The organism is Colwellia sp. Arc7-D (assembly GCF_003061515.1).
Taxonomy (GTDB): domain Bacteria; phylum Pseudomonadota; class Gammaproteobacteria; order Enterobacterales; family Alteromonadaceae; genus Cognaticolwellia.
Genome location: NZ_CP028924.1, coordinates 2,849,358 through 2,868,601 on the forward strand (window position 1 = coordinate 2,849,358; position 19,244 = coordinate 2,868,601).

The 19,244-nt window shown below is 40.6% G+C and carries 12 protein-coding genes; 5 read left to right on the top strand and 7 right to left on the bottom strand.

All coding sequences use genetic code 11. The features are described from left to right. The first annotated feature begins 448 nt into the window (after positions 1-448). Entirely contained in the window at positions 449-2,293 is a 1,845-nt protein-coding gene (locus DBO93_RS12445) for a M2 family metallopeptidase (RefSeq protein ID WP_108456633.1), read from the top strand. A 207-nt stretch (positions 2,294-2,500) separates the two neighbouring features. On the opposite strand, the gene DBO93_RS12450 is transcribed toward DBO93_RS12445, so the two are convergent. Genes DBO93_RS12450 through DBO93_RS12460 form a run of 3 tightly spaced genes read right to left on the bottom strand, consistent with a single transcriptional unit; the run spans position 2,501 to position 5,106 of the window. After that, a complete protein-coding gene (locus DBO93_RS12450) occupies positions 2,501-3,550 on the bottom strand; it encodes a DUF2955 domain-containing protein (RefSeq protein ID WP_108456634.1) in 1,050 nt (349 codons plus the stop codon). Positions 3,551-3,559: 9 nt separating this feature from the next. After that, complete coding sequence (locus DBO93_RS12455; RefSeq protein WP_108456635.1) at positions 3,560-4,624, bottom strand: HlyD family secretion protein; 1,065 nt, start codon at positions 4,622-4,624, stop codon at positions 3,560-3,562. Then, positions 4,621-5,106 carry a MarR family transcriptional regulator gene (locus tag DBO93_RS12460; protein ID WP_108457834.1) on the bottom strand — a complete coding sequence of 162 codons (486 nt, stop codon included), beginning with the start codon at positions 5,104-5,106 and terminating at the stop codon, positions 4,621-4,623. The genes DBO93_RS12455 and DBO93_RS12460 overlap by 4 nt, the downstream gene beginning before the upstream one ends. Positions 5,107-5,414: 308 nt before the next feature. On the opposite strand from DBO93_RS12460, the gene DBO93_RS12465 reads away from it, so the two are divergent. Next, positions 5,415-6,065, top strand: a complete 651-nt coding sequence (locus DBO93_RS12465; protein ID WP_108456636.1) for a LiaF domain-containing protein — start codon at positions 5,415-5,417, stop codon at positions 6,063-6,065. A gap of 141 nt (positions 6,066-6,206) precedes the next feature. Here the strand turns inward: DBO93_RS12465 and DBO93_RS12470 are convergent, their stop codons facing one another. Beyond that, the gene (locus tag DBO93_RS12470) at positions 6,207-7,427 is read right to left on the bottom strand and encodes an Nramp family divalent metal transporter (protein WP_108456637.1); all 1,221 of its coding nucleotides are present in this window, start codon (positions 7,425-7,427) and stop codon (positions 6,207-6,209) included. 274 nt (positions 7,428-7,701) lie between these two features. On the opposite strand from DBO93_RS12470, the gene DBO93_RS12475 reads away from it, so the two are divergent. Continuing rightward, positions 7,702-8,205, top strand: a complete 504-nt coding sequence (locus DBO93_RS12475) for a MarR family transcriptional regulator (RefSeq protein WP_108456638.1) — start codon at positions 7,702-7,704, stop codon at positions 8,203-8,205. A gap of 531 nt (positions 8,206-8,736) precedes the next feature. Here DBO93_RS12475 and DBO93_RS12480 read toward each other — a convergent pair. The 3 genes from DBO93_RS12480 to DBO93_RS12490 form a co-directional block, all read right to left on the bottom strand. Then, entirely contained in the window at positions 8,737-9,477 is a 741-nt protein-coding gene (locus DBO93_RS12480) for an ice-binding family protein (RefSeq protein WP_108456639.1), read from the bottom strand. Positions 9,478-9,943: 466 nt separating this feature from the next. Further along, on the bottom strand, positions 9,944-11,494 hold the full coding sequence (locus tag DBO93_RS12485) for a sigma-54 dependent transcriptional regulator (protein ID WP_108456640.1): 1,551 nt from the start codon (positions 11,492-11,494) through the stop codon (positions 9,944-9,946). 2 nt (positions 11,495-11,496) lie between these two features. Then, on the bottom strand, positions 11,497-14,148 hold the full coding sequence (locus DBO93_RS12490) for a PAS domain S-box protein (protein ID WP_108456641.1): 2,652 nt from the start codon (positions 14,146-14,148) through the stop codon (positions 11,497-11,499). Positions 14,149-14,715: 567 nt separating this feature from the next. On the opposite strand from DBO93_RS12490, the gene DBO93_RS12495 reads away from it, so the two are divergent. After that, on the top strand, positions 14,716-17,118 hold the full coding sequence (locus tag DBO93_RS12495) for an ice-binding family protein (protein WP_108456642.1): 2,403 nt from the start codon (positions 14,716-14,718) through the stop codon (positions 17,116-17,118). Positions 17,119-17,288: 170 nt separating this feature from the next. Next, entirely contained in the window at positions 17,289-18,740 is a 1,452-nt protein-coding gene (locus DBO93_RS12500; protein WP_108456643.1) for an ice-binding family protein, read from the top strand. Positions 18,741-19,244: the final 504 nt, after the last annotated feature.

Below are 19,244 nucleotides of genomic sequence, written 5' to 3' on the forward strand. Positions count from 1 at the left end.
TTACAAATTATTACTCGCTCAAAACTAGAAAATAGATAACAATATTATCCTTACTTATAACGTTTAAATTATTTTGTTGGCTTTTATTGAGTTATCCCACTCCACTTACCTTATAAATAAGGCTTTAGCCGTTATATGATTACAAAGTTTTACACAAAAAACACAGTTAAAAACACCTAAAATAGCTATTATATTTTGGCGTTGCATGAAGAGCTTTGTGAAACGCAAATTTCATACTTTCCCTAGTATATTTATATAATGGCTCAGCATCCCTTTCGCTGAGCTTTTTTTTGTCTAAAATTTAGTAACTTCAGGATTTTACCCTATACACAACACCAACAGAGCAATTCTGTTGCCAAGATACTCATCTCAAACTACACTAATCAAGAATTTATATTAAGTTGACTAAATCGCGAAATAAGCGCTAACAAAAATAAAATGGATACTTATGAAACCAACGTTTAAATTAACCACAGCAGCGATTATAGTTGCCACTAGCTTAAGTGCCTGTAATGGCGAGAAAGTAGTAAAAATTGACACTAAAGCCACTAGCCAACCTAGCAAAACGTTAACCATGAAAGATGCGGATAAATTTTTGGCCGCCACTGAGAAGGAATTAATTCAACTTAATACCGTGGGTGCTCGTGCCGCTTGGATCAATGCTAACTTTATTACTGAAGATACTTCTGCGCTAGCCGCCGCTGCCGATCAAAAATCGACTGAAGCTGGTGTTCGTTTTGCCATGCAAGCGGCTAACTTTGATGCTGTTGAAGTCAATACAGATCAACGCCGAAAGCTGAATATATTAAAACAAAGTTTAGTGATGCCAGCCCCTCAAGATGCTAAAAAATCAGCAGACTTATCAAAAATTGGTGCTGAACTAAATAGCATGTATGGCAAAGGAAAATATAAGGCTGAATCAGGTGAAACGTTAAGCTTAGGCCAAATGACGGCAACAATGGCAACGTCACGTAACTACGATGAGTTATTAGAAATGTGGCAAGGCTGGCGAACAATTAGTCCTGACATGAAACCTCTCTATATTCGACAAGCAGAATTGGGTAACGAAGGTGCACAAGGTTTAGGCTATGAAGACTTAGGCGCAATGTGGCGTTCTAATTACGATATGTCAGCAAATGAATTTGCCACAGAACTTGACCGCTTATGGGGACAAGTTAAACCTTTATATGATGATCTGCATTGTTATGTGCGCACAGAGCTAGGCAAAACTTATGGTGAAGATAAAGTACCACAAGATCAACCTATTCCTGCGCATTTACTGGGTAATATGTGGGCTCAATCATGGGGTAATATTTACGACTTAGTTGCGCCAGAAAATGCCGATCCTGGCTATGATCTTACCAAACAACTCGCCGCAAATAATTACGACGAAATTAAAATGGTAAAAGGAGCTGAAAGCTTTTTTACATCGCTTGGCTTTGAAGCCTTACCAGAAACATTTTGGCAGCGCTCATTATTTACTAAACCTGCCGACAGAGATGTTGTTTGTCATGCATCAGCATGGGATTTAGATTCTAAAGACGATATTCGCATTAAAATGTGTATCCAAAAAACGGGTGAAGATTTCTCAGTTATACATCACGAGCTAGGACATAACTTTTATCAACGCGCATACCAAAACCAACCAGTTTATTATCAAAACAGTGCTAACGACGGTTTTCATGAAGCCATTGGTGACACTATAGCCCTTTCGGTAACACCTAAGTACTTAAAAGAAATTGGCTTAATTAACACCATTCCAGATGAGTCTAAAGATATTGGTTTACTCATGAAAATGGCATTGGATAAAGTCGCCTTTATTCCTTTTGGTTTAATGGTCGATCAATGGCGTTGGAAAGTTTACTCTGGTGAAGTTACTCCTGAAAATTACAATACAGCTTGGTGGGAGTTACGTGAAAAATACCAAGGTGTTAGAGCACCAGTTGAGCGTGAAACAAATGCCTTTGATCCCGGTGCTAAATATCATGTTCCTGGTGGCGTGCCTTATTCACGCTACTTCTTAGCCCATATACAGCAGTTTGAATTTCACCGTGCCTTGTGTGAAATATCAGGTAATACCGACCCTATCCATCGTTGTTCTATCTATAACAACAAAGATGCCGGTGCTGCTCTAAATACTGTACTTGAAATGGGTTCAAGCCAACCATGGCAGCAAGCCTATAAAGTGCTAACGGGTAGTGAGCAAATGGATGCAACTGCCATTTTGGATTACTTCGCACCTTTACACACTTGGTTGAAAGATAAAAACCAAGGCAAGCAATGTGGCTTTTAACATTTAACTAGCACGATTAAAAAGCCGTTAAATCTTATGATTTAACGGCTTTTTTGTATCAAGTGATAGTTGAGTTATTTGGTTGTGATATTTATCACCAGCAACCTTCATTTGATAAGAGTACGCTTTATTTATTTATTCATTTATTTAGTAGAAAGCTCAGCTTAAACACTTGTTGCTTTTAAAGCTTTAGAGCCTGACAAGAGCTTACTCGAAAGTATGATGGCGAGTAACACTAAAGCGGTTAAGAAAATGGTGCATAATATATATCGCACATAAGCTTAAAACAATTGCCACAGACACAGATGTAAAACGGTATAACGCACTATAAATTAAGTCTTGCCCTGGCCCTAAAGATTGCCCAAATAGAATCCCAAATGTAGTTAACACGCCAAATCCAATACCCGGTGCACCACCTCCCAAAATATGAAAGCGAGAAAATACAAATGACAAAATCCATAAAATAAAAACAGGAAATAATAAAAAATCGCTATGGTTATATAAAAACAATTGCGATAAAAGCGCGGCATTACAACCTATTAATGTGCCAATAGCCCGTTGCCAACCAGCCATACCTGCCGCTTTCCAACACAGTGAAAATAAAATCAGTACCGATGCAGCTTGTGCTGAAATAGAATCTTTTAAATCTAACACCTGAAAAACAACAAAAGAAAGCGTAGCGACAGTCGCGCAGAGTATAACTTCATGGCGAATACTTTCTTTTGCTTTAGCGGGCATGGGGCGTGGCAATCTCGCAGTAGCATCAGGAAATATAGCATGCATGACCGCGGCAATAATCACGGTCATAAAAATGGCCAAACCATTACTTAAAAGAATAGGATAAATACTGCTAGTTTGATCGATATAACTAGAGAAATTCAGCTGTATCGATAAGCTAACAACCCCTAGCGCACCAAATAAAAATGCACTGCCATTACTCATTTTATGAAATAAAAAGCAAAATGCGCTAAAGGCAAATAACGTCATCACTACGGGTACATGAGAAAATAAGCCTTGTATTATCAACACCATAAAGGCACTAAACGCGGCAGAAGCAAAGAATTGTCGAATAATACTTCGGTTGAGCGTTGGCACCATACCTAATAACAGCATAGGATAAACAGTAAAAAATATACCATTAGGCCAATTCATCAATTTACTTAAGGCAAAACCAAGAGTGCAGCCTCCTGCAATGCGCAATGCTTGGCGCAAGCCATTAACATCTAACTCTGGTGAGTTGCTAGCAACTTTACTCATAATGTTCCATTAGTATATGTAATGTAACCAACTAATAAATCTAATTTGTGCAGCACCAAACCACTGGCCAATAATTGATTCAGGTAATAATTGCACCGTTGCGCGCGAGCCACTTGGCATATTGGTGATCAACTCTTCATCATTTATTAGTTTAAGGTGAATACGTTGGCGTTGTGCATCACGTACCCAACGGTTGCTAGTTTCAGTTATGCTTAGCATACCGTTCGCACTTAATTGACCATTACTAACACCCGCTTCAAAAGTCATAATTTTCGCGTTATACACCTCGCCTGGGCGACTATCAAAAACCACTCTAGCTAAACTACCGGGTTTCATATTGAGTAATGACTTTTCTCTAAAGTCAGCCACTAAGTCGGCCTTTTTTGCCACAATGGCGAGTAAAGGGTTACCAGCTAAAGCATATGCACCTTCAAGCAGCTGTAAATTAGTCACTACGCCATCACTCAGCGAGCGTACTTGCGTGTAAGACAAGTTAAGCTCAGCTTGGGCGAGTTTATTAGCAGCATGTCGTATTGCTAGGTTATGCTCACCTGATTCACCACGTGCTAAAACCGCTTCAGCTAATTGCGCAGTTAATGCAGCTTCATTGGCTCTACTTGCCTCAAAGTTAGCTCGAATGCTTTCAAGCGCTTGCTCCGATATAGAGTTATTTTGATAGAGTTGCTCTCCTCTATTTTTTAACAGTTTTTGTTCATGCTGTTTGGCTTTTGCGGCACTAATGTTTGCCTCAATCGCTTTTACATTGGTATCGAGACGTTTGTTTTGAAGTTTGGCATCATCAAGCATCAACTCTGCTTGCTCTAATGCTAGGGTATATGGGCCTTGATCTATGCTAAATAATACATCACCTGCTTTTACTTGTTGGTTATTACTAACTAACACTTTAACTACGCGACCATTAATTTGTGGCGATATTTGCACTACAGGATGATAAACACGTGCTTGCGGCGTAACAGGTAAGTATATATCAGCGATTAAATAGTAAATGAATACGAAAACAAATCCGATAAGGGAAAGTCTTACGTAACGCGAAAACGTTTCATCTGGTGTCATTTATTTGCCTTATTCTTAAGGTGATTTTCAATACAGTTTTGAGCGTTTGTTTCCATTTTTATTAAGCCTTGGGCCATTAAATCTAATTGATAAATGGTGAAACCATGATAAAGCTGTTTTTTAACTTCAGCGATCTTCTCTTTTAGTGTATGTAAAGTTTTATGGCCTTGCTCAGTAAAGTAGATATTTTTGCTGCGTTTATCATGCTCATCTACACATCGGGTGATGAGTAACTGGGTTTCTAATTGTTTTATTGTACGAGTAAGTGAAGGCATTTCTATACCTAAACTATGGGCTAATTGTTGCTGGGTAACACCTTCGTTAAGCATATTAATATGTATTAAAGCTGTCCAACGAGATTGCGTTAAACCAAGTGGCTCAACGGCAATTGTCACTACATCTCGGCATAAACGATGTACACGGCCCATATCGCCGCATAATGTTAAATCAAGGGATTCGTGATAAGGAACTTGTGTGGGTATAACCATAACTACCTCTAACTACTTAGCGTGCTAACTAATATGTAAAATTTTAACATTAGTTAGCACGCTAAGTAAATATAAAGTAAGTAATCTAAATAATAAATAGAGGTTCACAGCCTTAAAAAATATAATATCGAACTGATAAATTATTAACTTTTCTACTAAATATTGGTGTATTTCACAGTAACTCAAAAAATCTATTAAATTAACTAATTGTATTTTATATGTTTTAATTTTTGGCGTTATCTTTGCTACTATTAATTACATAGGCATACTTGGAAAATAAAATATAAATAACGGAGTAGCACATGTCAGTAATTCTTGAAGATCGACCAATTGAACAAGTACGAGAAGAAACGATAGATCAGTTAATATTTAACTATAGTCACGGCGTTATTTCGGCAGAAGCGTTCGAGCGCCGGCTAGATGATGCGATGAGTAGTGATACTCACCAAGAAATTGTCGATCTCGTTGCTGATTTAACGTTAAAAGCTGACACTAAATATAATGACAATAAAGAGCATCAATTTACGCCTAGTTATACGAAAGGAGACAGCGACGACAATTTAAACCTGAATAGTATTTTAGGTAATGTCGAACGAAGCGGCCAATGGAATGTGCCAAAAACTATCATCATCAATAGTATTTTAGGGGAAGCGGTACTCGACTTTACCGATGCTATTTTTCAACACCAGCATGTGACAATTAAGTTAAACTGCATCTTAGGCAGCAACAAAGTTTATGTACCTGAAAACATTAATGTTGTTTGTAAATCTTTTGGTATTATTAGTAGCATTGAAAATAAAGCCCCTTCCATGGCGAATAAGCAAGCGCCGGTTATTACGATTGAAGGTAAAGTCGTATTAGGCTCGTTAAGTGTTTCAATTAAAAGAACGATTAAAGAAAAATTTATCGCCTTTGCAAATAACTTGAAAGCCGCTTTTGACAGTGAAAAATAATTTACTTTGCTAAATATGACTAGGTTATGGCTAAAGGTGAGTAGGCTACCAAACTTAAGTTCGTGCTAGGTTATTATTTTCAAAAAGAGCCAATATAAACATTATGTATTTGCTCTTTTAAATACTTTTTAATAGTTATAGTTATAGCAAACCAAAAGCTGACATCAAGCTGCGACCGCCCAATAACAAAGTAATAAAAATAACCGCTGTTGCTGCAATATTTTGCCAGCGATTATTTCGGTACTCCCCTAACGCTTGAGTATTAACAATCCATAATAAAAATATACTGATCAAAGGTAGAAGCAGGCCATTCGCAATTTGCGCAAACCAAATGATGGTTACCGGTTTAAAGCCAGCACTACTGATTAGCACGCCTAAAATTAAGATAATTATCCACGTTAATCTAAAGCCAAAGCCATTTAAGCTTTTATCTAAATTTAAAATACCGCTCAATGCAAAAGCCGCAGCTAAAGGCGCTGTAATCGCTGATGATATACCTGCAGCGAAAAGTCCAAAGCCTAAAAATATACTGGCAGCGTCACCAAACAATGGTTGTAAAGAAGGCGCAATATCGGCGGCGCTTTGCAAACTAATTTGTTTACCAAAAAACGCAGAAGCAGCGGTGGATAAAATAGCTACCGAGATTAGAGCACCAAGTGGAATGGACACAAACAAATCTTGTCGAGCCTTTGAAATGTCGTCTACTGAATGCCATTTTTTACTTGCTGTGGAAGCATGCAAAAACAAATTATAGGGGACGACTGTAGTACCAATAAGTGCAATAACGGTGAGGGTTGCGCCTGTAGGTAAGTCAAAGGCAATAAAACCTTTACCTAACTCAAGCCACTGTGGGTCACTTAAGAAAAACGTGACGATAAACGCCACACTCATTAAGCCCACCAAAAGTACTAAAGCACTTTCAATAACTTTGTAGCTACCCGTGATCAATAACAAAAAGGCAATTACACCAATCGATAATGGAAATAACCAATTAACGTAAGATACCTCCCAACCTAGTTGCTCAACCACACTAACCAAGCCTAAACTTGCACCTGAGATATTACCACTTTGATATGCACCATTACCGACGACAATAGCACTAACAACTAGCATAATCACCAATGCCTTAATCAATGGTTGTTTGATGGCATGTCGAATGTTTTCACCCAAGCCTTGCTGGCTAACAATACCTAGTCTTGCCGCCATTTCTTGTAGAACAAGGGTCGCAACCATAGCAAATAATAAAGCCCACACTAATGAAAGACCATAATTTGCACCTGCCATTGATGCAGTAATAATAGTACCTGGACCAATAAACGCTGCCGTGACTAAAAATGCTGGCCCTATTTTTGGGAGTCTCATATTTACCTACCTTGTGATTGTTATTATTTTTATATGTCAGTTGTGCTTTTATTTATCATATCAATAAATGTTAAAGGATTTTAGTGAGATAAACTGTATTAATTAATGGCTTATCTTGTCATAAAGAGGATAAGCATAAGCCTGTTTTATTCATCTAATTATTATTACCATGAAAGCCAATAACCAAGTAATACTGCTAAATTACACAAATACCCTAGTCGCATCTTATAATTTTGATTAAACTACCGCAATTCACTGATATAAGCCTATTGTTATGGAAAAACACCAGGAACTATTAATCGCCTTAAGAAAAGTGATTCGCGCGATTGATTTACATTCAAAACATCTTAATAAAACATCAGGCTTAACCAGCCCGCAATTATTAATTATGTTAGAAATTGACAAAGCCTCAGGTATAAATTCAAGCCAAGTGGCAAAAAATGTTAATTTAAGCCCTGCAACTGTCACTAATATTCTTGATAGGCTAGAAAACAAAAAGCTGATTTTAAGAGTACGTGACACACAAGATAAACGTAAAGTAGGTTTATATTTAACTGATGACGGTAAAGCATTATTACTTAATGCTCCACAAGCTTTGCAAGAACATTTTATAGAAAAATTTTCTAGCTTGGCTCAATGGGAGCAATCTCAATTGTTGTCTTCAATGGAACGATTATCAGAAATGATGAATGCGGATGAAATAGATGCCGCACCACTATTAGAGTTGCATGCAATGAGCGCCAGCAGTATAAATAAAACTGACGCCCCTAAAAGTTAACGCAATAAATGTAAAAAGTGTAAATGTTTATGGTATTGATCAATAACATTATTGATCACTGCCGTTTTTGACCAACCCATAATGTCATAATCTTAGCCACCTCTTACCTAAATGCACTTCTGCTCAATAATAAATACCTTTATTCATCGTCGACAACCTCCTCGACATAGTCCCGTTGTGAAGACTTAATTACAATGATTGATTTTACAAAAAACTAGCAGTATTTTGTTAGAGCGCTTTATGCCCACGAGTCTAAAGAGCAAATTTAAAGGCTAAGCAAGGATAGAACGCGTATCTATGATTTATACCTCTATTAAGTCATCTTTCTCGAACCAATTGATTGAAAGCTACAAAGACAACAGCAGGAGTTTAATATTCTCCTTTATGATAGCTTTATGCTTTACTAAATTTAGTTCAGTATGAAGTCAGTATATACAGATTAAGACCCATTCCATTTGAACTTGAAAAAGGTCTTAGCGCAAAACTAAGCAAGCGATTATATTACTATTGACGAGCGATAGTAGTGCCTGCTTATTTTGCAGGCTGATTAATAGTATTCATCTGTAAAGTTACTGCCGTTTGCGCCAATAATCTACCATTGACCGAAGTGCCTGTATTGACGGCAATTAAGGTTTTACTCAAAACAACACCTTCAAAATGGGCATTGGTACCAAGAGTAGTAGAACCAGCTACTTGCCAGAAAATATTTTTAGCTAAAGCACCGCCAGCTAGTGTAATTCTCGTTGTATTAGCTTGGTTCAAATTACCAGAAACTTGCATGATCCAAACATCAGTCGGACTGCCCGAGAGTGTAATATCGGTGCTAATTGTTACATCGGTAGACCATTTATAAAGGCCTGGTTCCAGCGTTAACCCGCCAATTTCACCCGCGCCAAGCTCAATAAAATTAGGGGATACTCGTCCGGCAGCATCATCATATGCGTTGCCCATATCACCTATAGCCAAGTCCAAATGATTAGGAGAGTATATTGCACATGGAAGTGGGCCCGCAACATCAACCGTGTATATATCACCGGTCACTTCATCACAACTTAGTAACAAGGCAGCACCGGTGATTGGGCTAGTACCCACATCGCCAACAATGGCTGAACGATAGACATCGGTAATGCCAGATTGACTCAACACAGCGAATGCACCAGCGCTTCTAAGATCAACAGCTGACGGACCCGCAGCCATAACATTTCCGGTAAACAAGCCAGCAATAACTAATGGCAACAGTAACTTTTTGGTATTATTTTTTAGCATATTCATCAATACTTCCTCCAACAGGAACGTTAAATTTGACAGTGTTCGCATTACGAACACTTTCGTCTTAACAAGAGGATTGCAACGAACACGCCAACATAATCAGTTCAACAGAACGAAATTAACTGTCTGATATTAAAGTGTATTTTAAATAAACTTGAACACATGATGAAATATCTACATGACTAAACCATCATTATTGGCAGAAATATTAGCGAGATCTACCATATGTGATAGGTTGTACTTAACCTGCATAAGGTGAACTAAAGGCGTATAAACAAGGCCAAAGGAGAAAGTTCTATACTAGCGTTCTGTCTGCAACACTTATTTAGGTCCATACCTGACCATGAACAACCTCTGTTGCTACTTAGTTTGGTTTACTGCCATCGAAACTTTAAATAGATGATGGGACAAGTAGCACTGACTTAGGCTACTTATCGCTATGGCCGTACACTTTTTTTATATATGGACATTATTCCCGCACGATACCATATTTACGCATGCGGGCACGTAATGTGCTGGCGTTGAGCCCTAGGATCAATGCGGCGCCTTTAGGTCCTTCGATACGCCAGCTAGTTTGCTTTAATACGTTAACAATATGGTCACGTTCAAGATCAACCAATGCTTTAACCGAAGTCTCTTCGCTATCAGGCTGTTTATCAAAAGTTTCAAAGCGATCTAAAACCTGCAATGAGTTACCTTCACTGAGGATTACCGCTCGTTCTATCGCACTCTCCAGCTCGCGCACATTGCCAGGCCAACGGTGTTCTTGTAAAGCATTTAGTGCCTCTGTACTGATAATATCAATCTGCTTACCTATTTTCTTGTTGAACTTAATAACAAAATGTTTGACCAGTAGTGGAATATCTTCCTTACGTTGTCGCAGTGGTGGCAATGTGATCGGAAAAACATTGAGGCGGTAAAATAGATCTTCACGGAACATACCGTTACGTACTTCATTAATAATATTACGATTAGTCGCGGCAATAATTCTAACATCAACCTTAATAGTGCGTGGACTGCCTAAACGCTCAAACTCACCATCCTGAATGACCCTAAGCAGTTTTGCTTGCATATCTAATGGCAGCTCGCCAATTTCGTCCAGGAAGAGCGTTCCTCCATCGGCTAGCTCAAATCGGCCTATTTGTTTACTATCTGAACCGGTAAAAGCGCCTCGTTCTCGGCCAAACAGCTCGCTCTCTATTAACGTTGCCGGCAAGGTAGTACAGTCAACCGTGATCAAGGGTCGATTTTTTCGTACACTTCGGCTGTGAATAGCACGAGCGATAACGCCTTTTCCTGTACCTGTTTCACCTAGCAACAGCACAGTTGCATCCATCGGCGCAACCTGCTCTACTTTCTGAAAAACCTGCGAGAGTAGTTCGCTACTGCCAATGATTTCGTCAAAATTGTACTGCCGCGATACTTCCTTTTGCAGATAAACGTTCTCTGCTTGCAGTTTGTCCTTCAATTGCTTGATTTGAGTATAACTATCGCGCAATGAAGCTTCGGCCTTTTTGCGCTCTTCTATTTCCTGAGTTAGTTGCAAATTGCTCCGAGTCAGCTCTGCTGTTCGTTTTTGCACCGTTTCTTCCAGGGTATTATTCGTATGCTCGAGTTGCTTATACAACAAACGTACTTCCAACATGTTATATATGCGAGTTTTAACTTCAACTAAATCAAAAGGTTTGCTGATAAAATCTTTAGCGCCCGCTTGTAAAGCCTGCAATTTATGATTAGGTTGAGCAGTAAGCACAAGCACAGGCAGGTAGCCGTTAGCATCGTCAGCTTTCAGCGCTGCCATGACCTCGAAACCATCCATTATTGGCATCTGCAGATCCAGTAAGATCAGATCGAAGTCTGTTTCCTGATGTTGCGCACAGACAGCTTGAGGATCCATGGTAGTCGTCACGCTGGTATAGCCACTTTCAAACAATAGTTGTTCGAGCAAAAGTACATTCGGCTCTTGATCATCGACAATGAGAATTTTGGCTTGGAAAATATCGGCGGCGGTTATTGTCATCTTCAGTCCTTATCTCTGGTAGATTGTCTTCGGTCTTTGCTTTTGGCATATTCAAGCGCAATGTCTAGCGTTTGCATGAATTCTTTTATCCTGATCGGTTTGGTTAGATAACGGAAGAAGCCGGCATCTAGACCTTTGGCTATATCACGAGGGATGGCATTCGCACTAAGTGCCACCACCGGAATTCTCGCAGTATTAGGATCTTCGCTTAACACTTTCAACGCGGTTAAGCCGCTGATCCCCGGCAGATTAATGTCCATCAGGATAACATCGGGCTGATGGCTATGCGCCATCTCGATGCCCTGCACTGCGTCCGCTGCACTGAGAAAACCCAGATTGGGCCGACGAGAAATGATATTCTCCACTAGCATCAAATTGGCCGGATTATCCTCGACATAGAGTAAGGTTTGCCATAGGTCTGGATCTTGATATTGTTGCGCGGCCTTGATAATTGATGCGTCATTTTCAAGGTCTGATACGGGTTCATCGGTCCGCTTGAGTTCAAACCAGAACACACTACCAACGCCAACGGTGCTTTCTGCGCCGATGATACCTTCCATCGATTCGACCAAACGTTTACTGACCACCAGACCGATCCCTGTGCCTTCTTGGTTGTTGGCTTCCTGCCCAAGGCGGTTAAACGGTTGGAAGAGTTGCCCAAGTTGCTCCGCGGATAATCCTGCGCCAGTATCTCGAACGCTGATCCTCATCATATCAGTGCTACTTTGGTGGCTTTCCAAGAAAACGCTGCCCCCAGCTCGGTTATATTTAATCGCATTGGAGAGCAGATTAATAATGACCTGCTTAAGTCGAGTTCGATCGACGTTAATAAAATCAGGTGTTTTGGAGCGACTAAAAACGACTTTAATGTCATGTTTTTTAGCTTGAGGCTCACTCATTAATACACACTCTTTCATGACTTCGGCTAACGACACAGCTTCCATAGACATCGGTAACTTACCGGATTCTATCAACGCTAAATCGAGTATTTCATTAATCAATTCTAGTAAATACCAGCCGGCTTTGAGGATCTGACCAATGCTACGTTTTTGCGCGACAGTTGGTGCTGGTGTACTCGACTCCATCAATTGAGCAAAACCAAGAATAGCGCCTAGCGGTGTACGCAACTCGTGACTCATACTGGAGAGAAAGTCCGATTTGGCAAGATTAGCTTTCTCGGCCACGGCCTTAGCATTTTCCAGTTCGATGTTCTTATCTAACAATTTTTGATTTAGCCGATTGCGCTCAGTAACATCACGGGCGCCATAAAAAATCCCCTGTAATTTATTGTCTCGGTGATAAAATGTGGTCGCATTAATGGAAACCACCGTTTCTGTGCCATTTTTTGCTCGGGCAGTAAGTTCATAATCAGAGACGATCATTTCACTTAGCACCTTTTTAATTCCGGCCGCAGCAAAGGCAGGATCAGTAAAATAGTCTTTGAATGGTGTCCCGATCAGGGCGTCACGAGAATTCCCCGTAAGCTGCTCCATTTGCTTATTAACATCAGTAATAATACCGGCCGGATCCGTGGTAGTTAGCGCATCAATATTAGATTCAATCAAATTACGGGTATAGAAATGTTGATCTTGTAAACGTCGACCCAGTTCCTTTTGCTCTTCCTCAATGCGCTTACGAGCAGTATTGTCTGTACCAATTAGCAGATAACCAATAATAGCGCCTTGTGCATCACGCAGTGCCGTGACCGATACCACCGCAGGGAAGCGGCTACCGTCCTTGCGGATGTAGGTTAGCTCGTAGATATCCTCAATACCACGACGCGCTTTAAATACTAAGGCATCGAAACCTGGGGTGATAGCGGTTTCAAGTTCAATACTGAGTACTTTAGCGCGCTCGATTACTTCTTGTGGATCTGAGATATCAGCTGGCGTGATCTTGTTCATCACTTCTTCCGCCGCATAGCCGAGCATGCGCTCTGCCCCGACATTGAAGATCTGAATTACGCCATGGGCATCGGTCGCAATACTGGAAAAATTCGCGCTGTTGAAAATAGCGCTCTGCAAGGCTCCGGCTTTTTGCAACGCTTCTTCTGCTTGTTTACCAACACTATTATCGGTGCCAATTAACAGGTAACCGATGATAGTTTCCTGCTCATCGCGCAGCGCCGTGACTGACACTACCGCAGGAAAACGACTACCATCCTTACGGATGTAGGTCAGTTCGTATATATCTTCAATTCCCCGGCGTGCTTTGAACACTAGGGCATCAAACCCTGGTGTTATTAGCGTATTGAGCTCTTCACTCAGCGCTTCAGCACGAGCGATAACCTCTAATGGGTCAGAGATCTCGGCAGGGGTAATATTGTCTACGACTTCATCGGCAGAGTAACCCAACATCCGTTCGGCACCGACGTTAAAAATTTGAATTACCCCTTTAGCATCAGTGGCAATGCAGGAAAAATTGGCGCTGTTAAAAATAGCTCGTTGCAGCGCTCCAGCGTTTAAAAGCGCCTCTTCAGCTTGTCGGCGTTTGGTGATTTCTTCAATTGCAGCATCATGTAAGTCAACATCAGTGCTATCTTTCCCCCCTAACTGGTTTTTTTTCGCCTTTATCTCACTCTGTAATGTTTCTTTTCCAGCTCGAGCCACTTGCTTCGTGGCAGGCGACTTTCTACTTTTATTACTATTTTTCATTATTTATCTCAATGACCATCCGTTGATTTTGGTCGATATGACCTACATGGCGGCCCAGAGTCAAAACGAAATTTCCGGGATCTGAGTATTATTAGAACGATAACGCAGTACACTTTTGATACTGGCCGTTATGTTTTGTCGATCGAATATAGCATTTATTGCTAGCTGACTACTAAAGTTATCCCAACAATAACCGCATTATTTACCACCCACAAAAACAGAAACAGTCAAATATGACAATTCCTTCATATATGATGGATTAGTAACTAGTATACAAACTCATAACTTTGCAAATTAACGAAATAAGCTTTTGTTATTAAATAGTTTAAATTATAAATCTCATCTTTAAATACACTTTGGCCGCTAAGTTGCAATACCCCTTCTAACATTCTCAATAATTACCCCAGAAAGAGCCGTTTTAACGCTTATTTTTTATTAAAAGAACCTTTTAAATGATAAGACAGCTGATTTTTAGTATTCATTATTCACAAAAAACAGTAAATGCAATCGGTGCGGGCTAGGACAGAGAAATAACCATAATGTCACTAAGTTTTAAGGAAGAGTTATATGAATAAATTAATCAAAAAGACTTATCTTATATTTACTATGCTAATAGGAGTTTTTCTCTTAGCTGGTTGTAATCATGATGGTGGTAGCAACGACAATGGTGCTGAGCTTACTGCCATTGTGCTCACACCAGATAATGCCAGTATTCCGAACGGTTTAAGTGCACAATTTACCGCGATGGGTACTTATGATGATGGCACATCGTCTGATATATCCAACTCGGTAAGCTGGTCATCGGCAAACTTAGCTATTTCAACAATAGATGCTAGTGGCCTAGCCACGGGCTTGTCGATAGGCTCTACGGTAATCACTGCATCAAGTAACTCACCTTCAGGCGTGCAAACAGCAACGACCGAGCTGACCATTACCAATGCCACGCTAAGTGCTCTGGCTATTACCCCAGCTGAAACAAGCATTGCCAGTGGTTTGATAAAACAGTTTATCGCCACAGGTACCTATTCAGACGGGACCTCACCTGATGTGAGTTCATCTGTGACTTGGTCTTCTTCAGATCCGCTCGTAGCAACGGTTAATGCTAATGGCCTTGCGAGTGCGATTAGCACAGGTACAGCGGTAGTTAGCGCTACATTTGAAAATCAGTCAACCATGGCAACGCTAACGGTTACCAATGCAGTGTTGAATTCTATTACATTAACGCCTGTAGATCCAAGTGTTGCTAAAGGTATCAGCCAACAATTTACCGCGACCGGTATCTATTCAGATGGTATATCGACAGACATCAGCAGTTCAGTGACTTGGTCATCGTCAGATACGCAAATTGCAACAATCAATGCAAGTGGTCTTGCTAGTACTCTTGCCAGCGGTACAGCGGTTATTAGTGCTACTTTTGAAACTCAATCAGCAACTTCAATGTTAACGGTTACCGATGCAACCTTAAGTTCAATTGCAATGACACCCATTGATCCTAGCATTTCCAAAGGTGGTACCGAGCAGTTTACCGCTAGTGGGACTTACTCTGATGACACGATAGTTGATATCACAGATTCAGCCATATGGTCATCTGCAAATACCGACGTTGCAACGGTAAATCCGACAGGACTGGCAAGTGGTACTAATGCAGGTACAGCGATAATTACCGCTACTTCAGGCGAGCAATCCGCTAGTAGTACCCTTACCGTCACATCAGCAATTTTAGTATCAATTGTGGTTTCACCGCTTGAGCCTAGTATGCCAGTTGGGGTGAATAAACAGTTTGCTGCTACAGGAAATTATTCCGACAGCTCTGTTGCTGATATTACAACGTCGGTCACCTGGACATCTGCAGATACACTAGTTGCAACCGTTAACGCTAATGGCCTTGTTACCAGTAAGCTTGCCGGTCAGTCAGATATTACGGCTACGCTAAATACATTGTCAGACAGTACGTTACTGATGGTAACTGCGGCGACATTGGTGTCTGTTGATGTGACACCTATCGACCCGAGTATACTTAAAGACACTCAACAAAATTTTGTAGCCACCGGTAATTATTCCGACGCGAGTAGCGCTGATATCACTGCATCAGTCATCTGGTCTTCTTCGGATATTCTGGTCGCAACAATGAATGCTAATGAACAAGTAGACAGTGGTCGCGCTAGTGGTATTGCAATTGGCACTTCACTCATTGAAGCAACTTTCGAAGGACTTACGGCTTCATCGACGTTAACTGTCGAAGCTGCGCTACTGAACAATCCTTTAGCACCTGAATTAGGTGAAGTAGAACGTTTTGTTATCCTTGCATCGCAAACCATAACCACTACCAGTGGCTCTGCCATTGTCGACGGCGATATGGCTATTCTTGACCAAGCACGTTCGTTTTACGCCGGCTTTACCGCAGATGTTAATGCCGGTGAATTTGTTGAGCTAAGCAATGGTCTATCTTATGCTGGTGACGATACTACGCCGCCATATAGCGTGCCTGTACCTTATGCATCAATGGTTGCATTTATCAACCAGTCGAGAACCGATCTCAGTATCGCCTATAACTTCCTCGCGGCGGATCCTAATCCAAACGCTGCTACTCAGGTTCTCCCAATTGAACTCGGTGATCTAACACTAACTCGTGGTGTATACAAAACAGCAGCTGACGTAACTATTCAGACCGGTACTTTGACTCTCGATGCCCAAGGAGAAGCTGATTCTGTGTTCATTTTCAGCATTGGAGGCAACTTAACTTCGGGTGCTCCAGGCGGCGACATTGTTCTTATCAATGGCGCGCAGGCAAAGAATGTATATTGGAGAACCGCCGGCGCAACTGTTATTGGCACGGGCACAAGTTTCTCTGGCAACGTATTCGCTTGGTCACAAGTGAATGTGCTGACTAACGCCAGCGTAAGTGGTCGACTATTAGCGGTTACGGAACAGGTTACTTTAGATGCTAACGCCGTTACTAAAGCACAATAAGTTAATAGTGAACGTCACATAGTAATAGAGGAGACAGGTAGCTAAACACTTGTCTCTTCAACCGATAAATGATGTCAAACAATTGAACATCAATTAAATAAAAAATTAAGCCAATTCTACGTCAACGATATTTTTATATTGTGACCTTAGATATTTTTAAAGGATATATTATGAATACGAAACGTAAATATTTTCAGCAAAAGATTTGGGCTGGCACTATAGTGCTGCTTACATTAGTCAGTGCTTGTAATAATGGTAGCAGTGATAGTAGTTCGGATACTCCACCAAGCATTAGCGCTAACAATCCGAGTAACCTAGCTATTGATGTGCCGATCAATCAACAGATCACCGCAACCTTTAGTGAAGCAATGAATGGTGCAACGATAATTAATAGTAGCTTTATTGTCACCGACCCGAACGACACAACTGTTGCAGGAACGGTCAGCTACGATGAAAGTAGTAAAATGGCAGTATTTGCAGCCAGCAGCGACTTTACTTCTAACACTTCATATCAGGCACTAATCACCACTGATGTCACTAACGTGGCAGGTATTGCGCTTGCTAATGATTTTACCTGGACATTCACTACTTCTGCAGCGCCAGATATTACCGCGCCTGTGGTTGTGTCAAACTACCCTGTTGATTTAAGTGTTGATTTTGCTATCAATAGAAATTTGACCGTTGAATTTAATGAAGCGCTCGACCCTGATAGTGTCAATACAGATAGCTTTACCTTAAGTGATGGTGCTAATGAAGTAGCAAGCGTTATTAGTTTTCAGGGTACTACTGCGACATTAAATCCGAATGAAAACTTAGCGATTAATACTCTCTACACCGCGACATTAACCACTGAGGTCACTGATTTAGCGAGTCCGAGCAATGCAATGGCGGCTAACTTTAGTTGGAGTTTTACCACCAGTGCAAGCGTTGCCGCGGGGCCTAACCCAATTAATTTACAAACCAGTGCTGATTTCGCCATTTTATCTAAAACCGGCATCACCAATGTACCGACTTCAGCGATAACCGGTAATATTGGCGCTAGCCCTATCACTGCCGCTGCGATGGATAACGTATTTTGTAGTGAAATAAGTGGAACAATATATGGGTCAGATGCAGCATATACCGGTAGCGGTGCTATAACTTGTTTTGCTGGCGCAGCTGCAGATAATACCTTAGTTGCCAATGCGGTACTTGATATGGGAACGGCTTATAGCGATGCTGCAGGCCGAACTTTACCAGATTTCACCGAATTAGGTGCTGGTGATATCAGTGGTATGACATTAGAACCTGGTCTTTATAAATGGAGTTCAGGTTTGTTGATCTCAACGGATGTAACACTGTCTGGTGGCGCTAATGATGTTTGGATTTTTCAAATTTCTGGAGATATTACCCAAGCCGATGCCAGTAGCATTGTTTTAGCTGGTGGTGCATTAGCAAAAAATATCTTTTGGCAGGTTGGTGGTGGCACAGGTGTCGCTATTGGTACTACAGCTCATTTTGAAGGCATAGTGTTGGCTGAAAAAGGCATCACGCTAAATACAGGTGCAGAAGTCAATGGCAGATTATTATCACAAACAGCAGTGACATTAGATCAAAATGTTGTGACTGAACCCGCACAATAATATTGGAACGACATATAAGCAATTTTAAAGGGCCTTCAAAGGCCTTTTTTTTCGGCATATCGTAGGTTTATTACATAGGACTATTTTGTACTCATAACTAAAATGTTGCGTTTAAAAACAAGCAAAAAAATAGCCTCCCTCTTCCTAACCTAAAAACTTTTATTAGACAAACCTAGAGCATAAAACTTAAGTCAGCAGTGAAAAATTAATTTGAACTCTGCAGCTATCACTAATGTTCTGCATAAATTAGACAATATCAGTCAAGATGCCATAGTTTGTGGTACCTAAGAGAAAGATATGGGACTTTACCTCAGCAAAAGATTATTTTACTGAATACCCAGTAAGAACGTTTCATTGAAAAAAATTGCTAATGTAGCGCCATAGCTGTAATCATTATTACTGGCTTCAATCGAGAAAAAGCTAAAGTGAAGGCCGCAGATGAGATTCATGCGGCACTTAGAAAATACCATGAGCGTCAGTAATATAAATAAAACTGACGCTTCC

Coding starts and splice junctions, on each gene's coding strand:
- DBO93_RS12455 (WP_108456635.1), bottom strand. CDS start 4,624: ATGACACCAGATGAAACGTTTTCGCGTTACGTAAGACTTTCCCTTATC.
- DBO93_RS12490 (WP_108456641.1), bottom strand. CDS start 14,148: ATGAAAAATAGTAATAAAAGTAGAAAGTCGCCTGCCACGAAGCAAGTG.
- DBO93_RS12485 (WP_108456640.1), bottom strand. CDS start 11,494: ATGACAATAACCGCCGCCGATATTTTCCAAGCCAAAATTCTCATTGTC.
- DBO93_RS12495 (WP_108456642.1), top strand. CDS start 14,716: ATGAATAAATTAATCAAAAAGACTTATCTTATATTTACTATGCTAATA.
- DBO93_RS12475 (WP_108456638.1), top strand. CDS start 7,702: ATGGAAAAACACCAGGAACTATTAATCGCCTTAAGAAAAGTGATTCGC.
- DBO93_RS12465 (WP_108456636.1), top strand. CDS start 5,415: ATGTCAGTAATTCTTGAAGATCGACCAATTGAACAAGTACGAGAAGAA.
- DBO93_RS12445 (WP_108456633.1), top strand. CDS start 449: ATGAAACCAACGTTTAAATTAACCACAGCAGCGATTATAGTTGCCACT.
- DBO93_RS12470 (WP_108456637.1), bottom strand. CDS start 7,427: ATGAGACTCCCAAAAATAGGGCCAGCATTTTTAGTCACGGCAGCGTTT.
- DBO93_RS12500 (WP_108456643.1), top strand. CDS start 17,289: ATGAATACGAAACGTAAATATTTTCAGCAAAAGATTTGGGCTGGCACT.
- DBO93_RS12450 (WP_108456634.1), bottom strand. CDS start 3,550: ATGAGTAAAGTTGCTAGCAACTCACCAGAGTTAGATGTTAATGGCTTG.
- DBO93_RS12480 (WP_108456639.1), bottom strand. CDS start 9,477: ATGAATATGCTAAAAAATAATACCAAAAAGTTACTGTTGCCATTAGTT.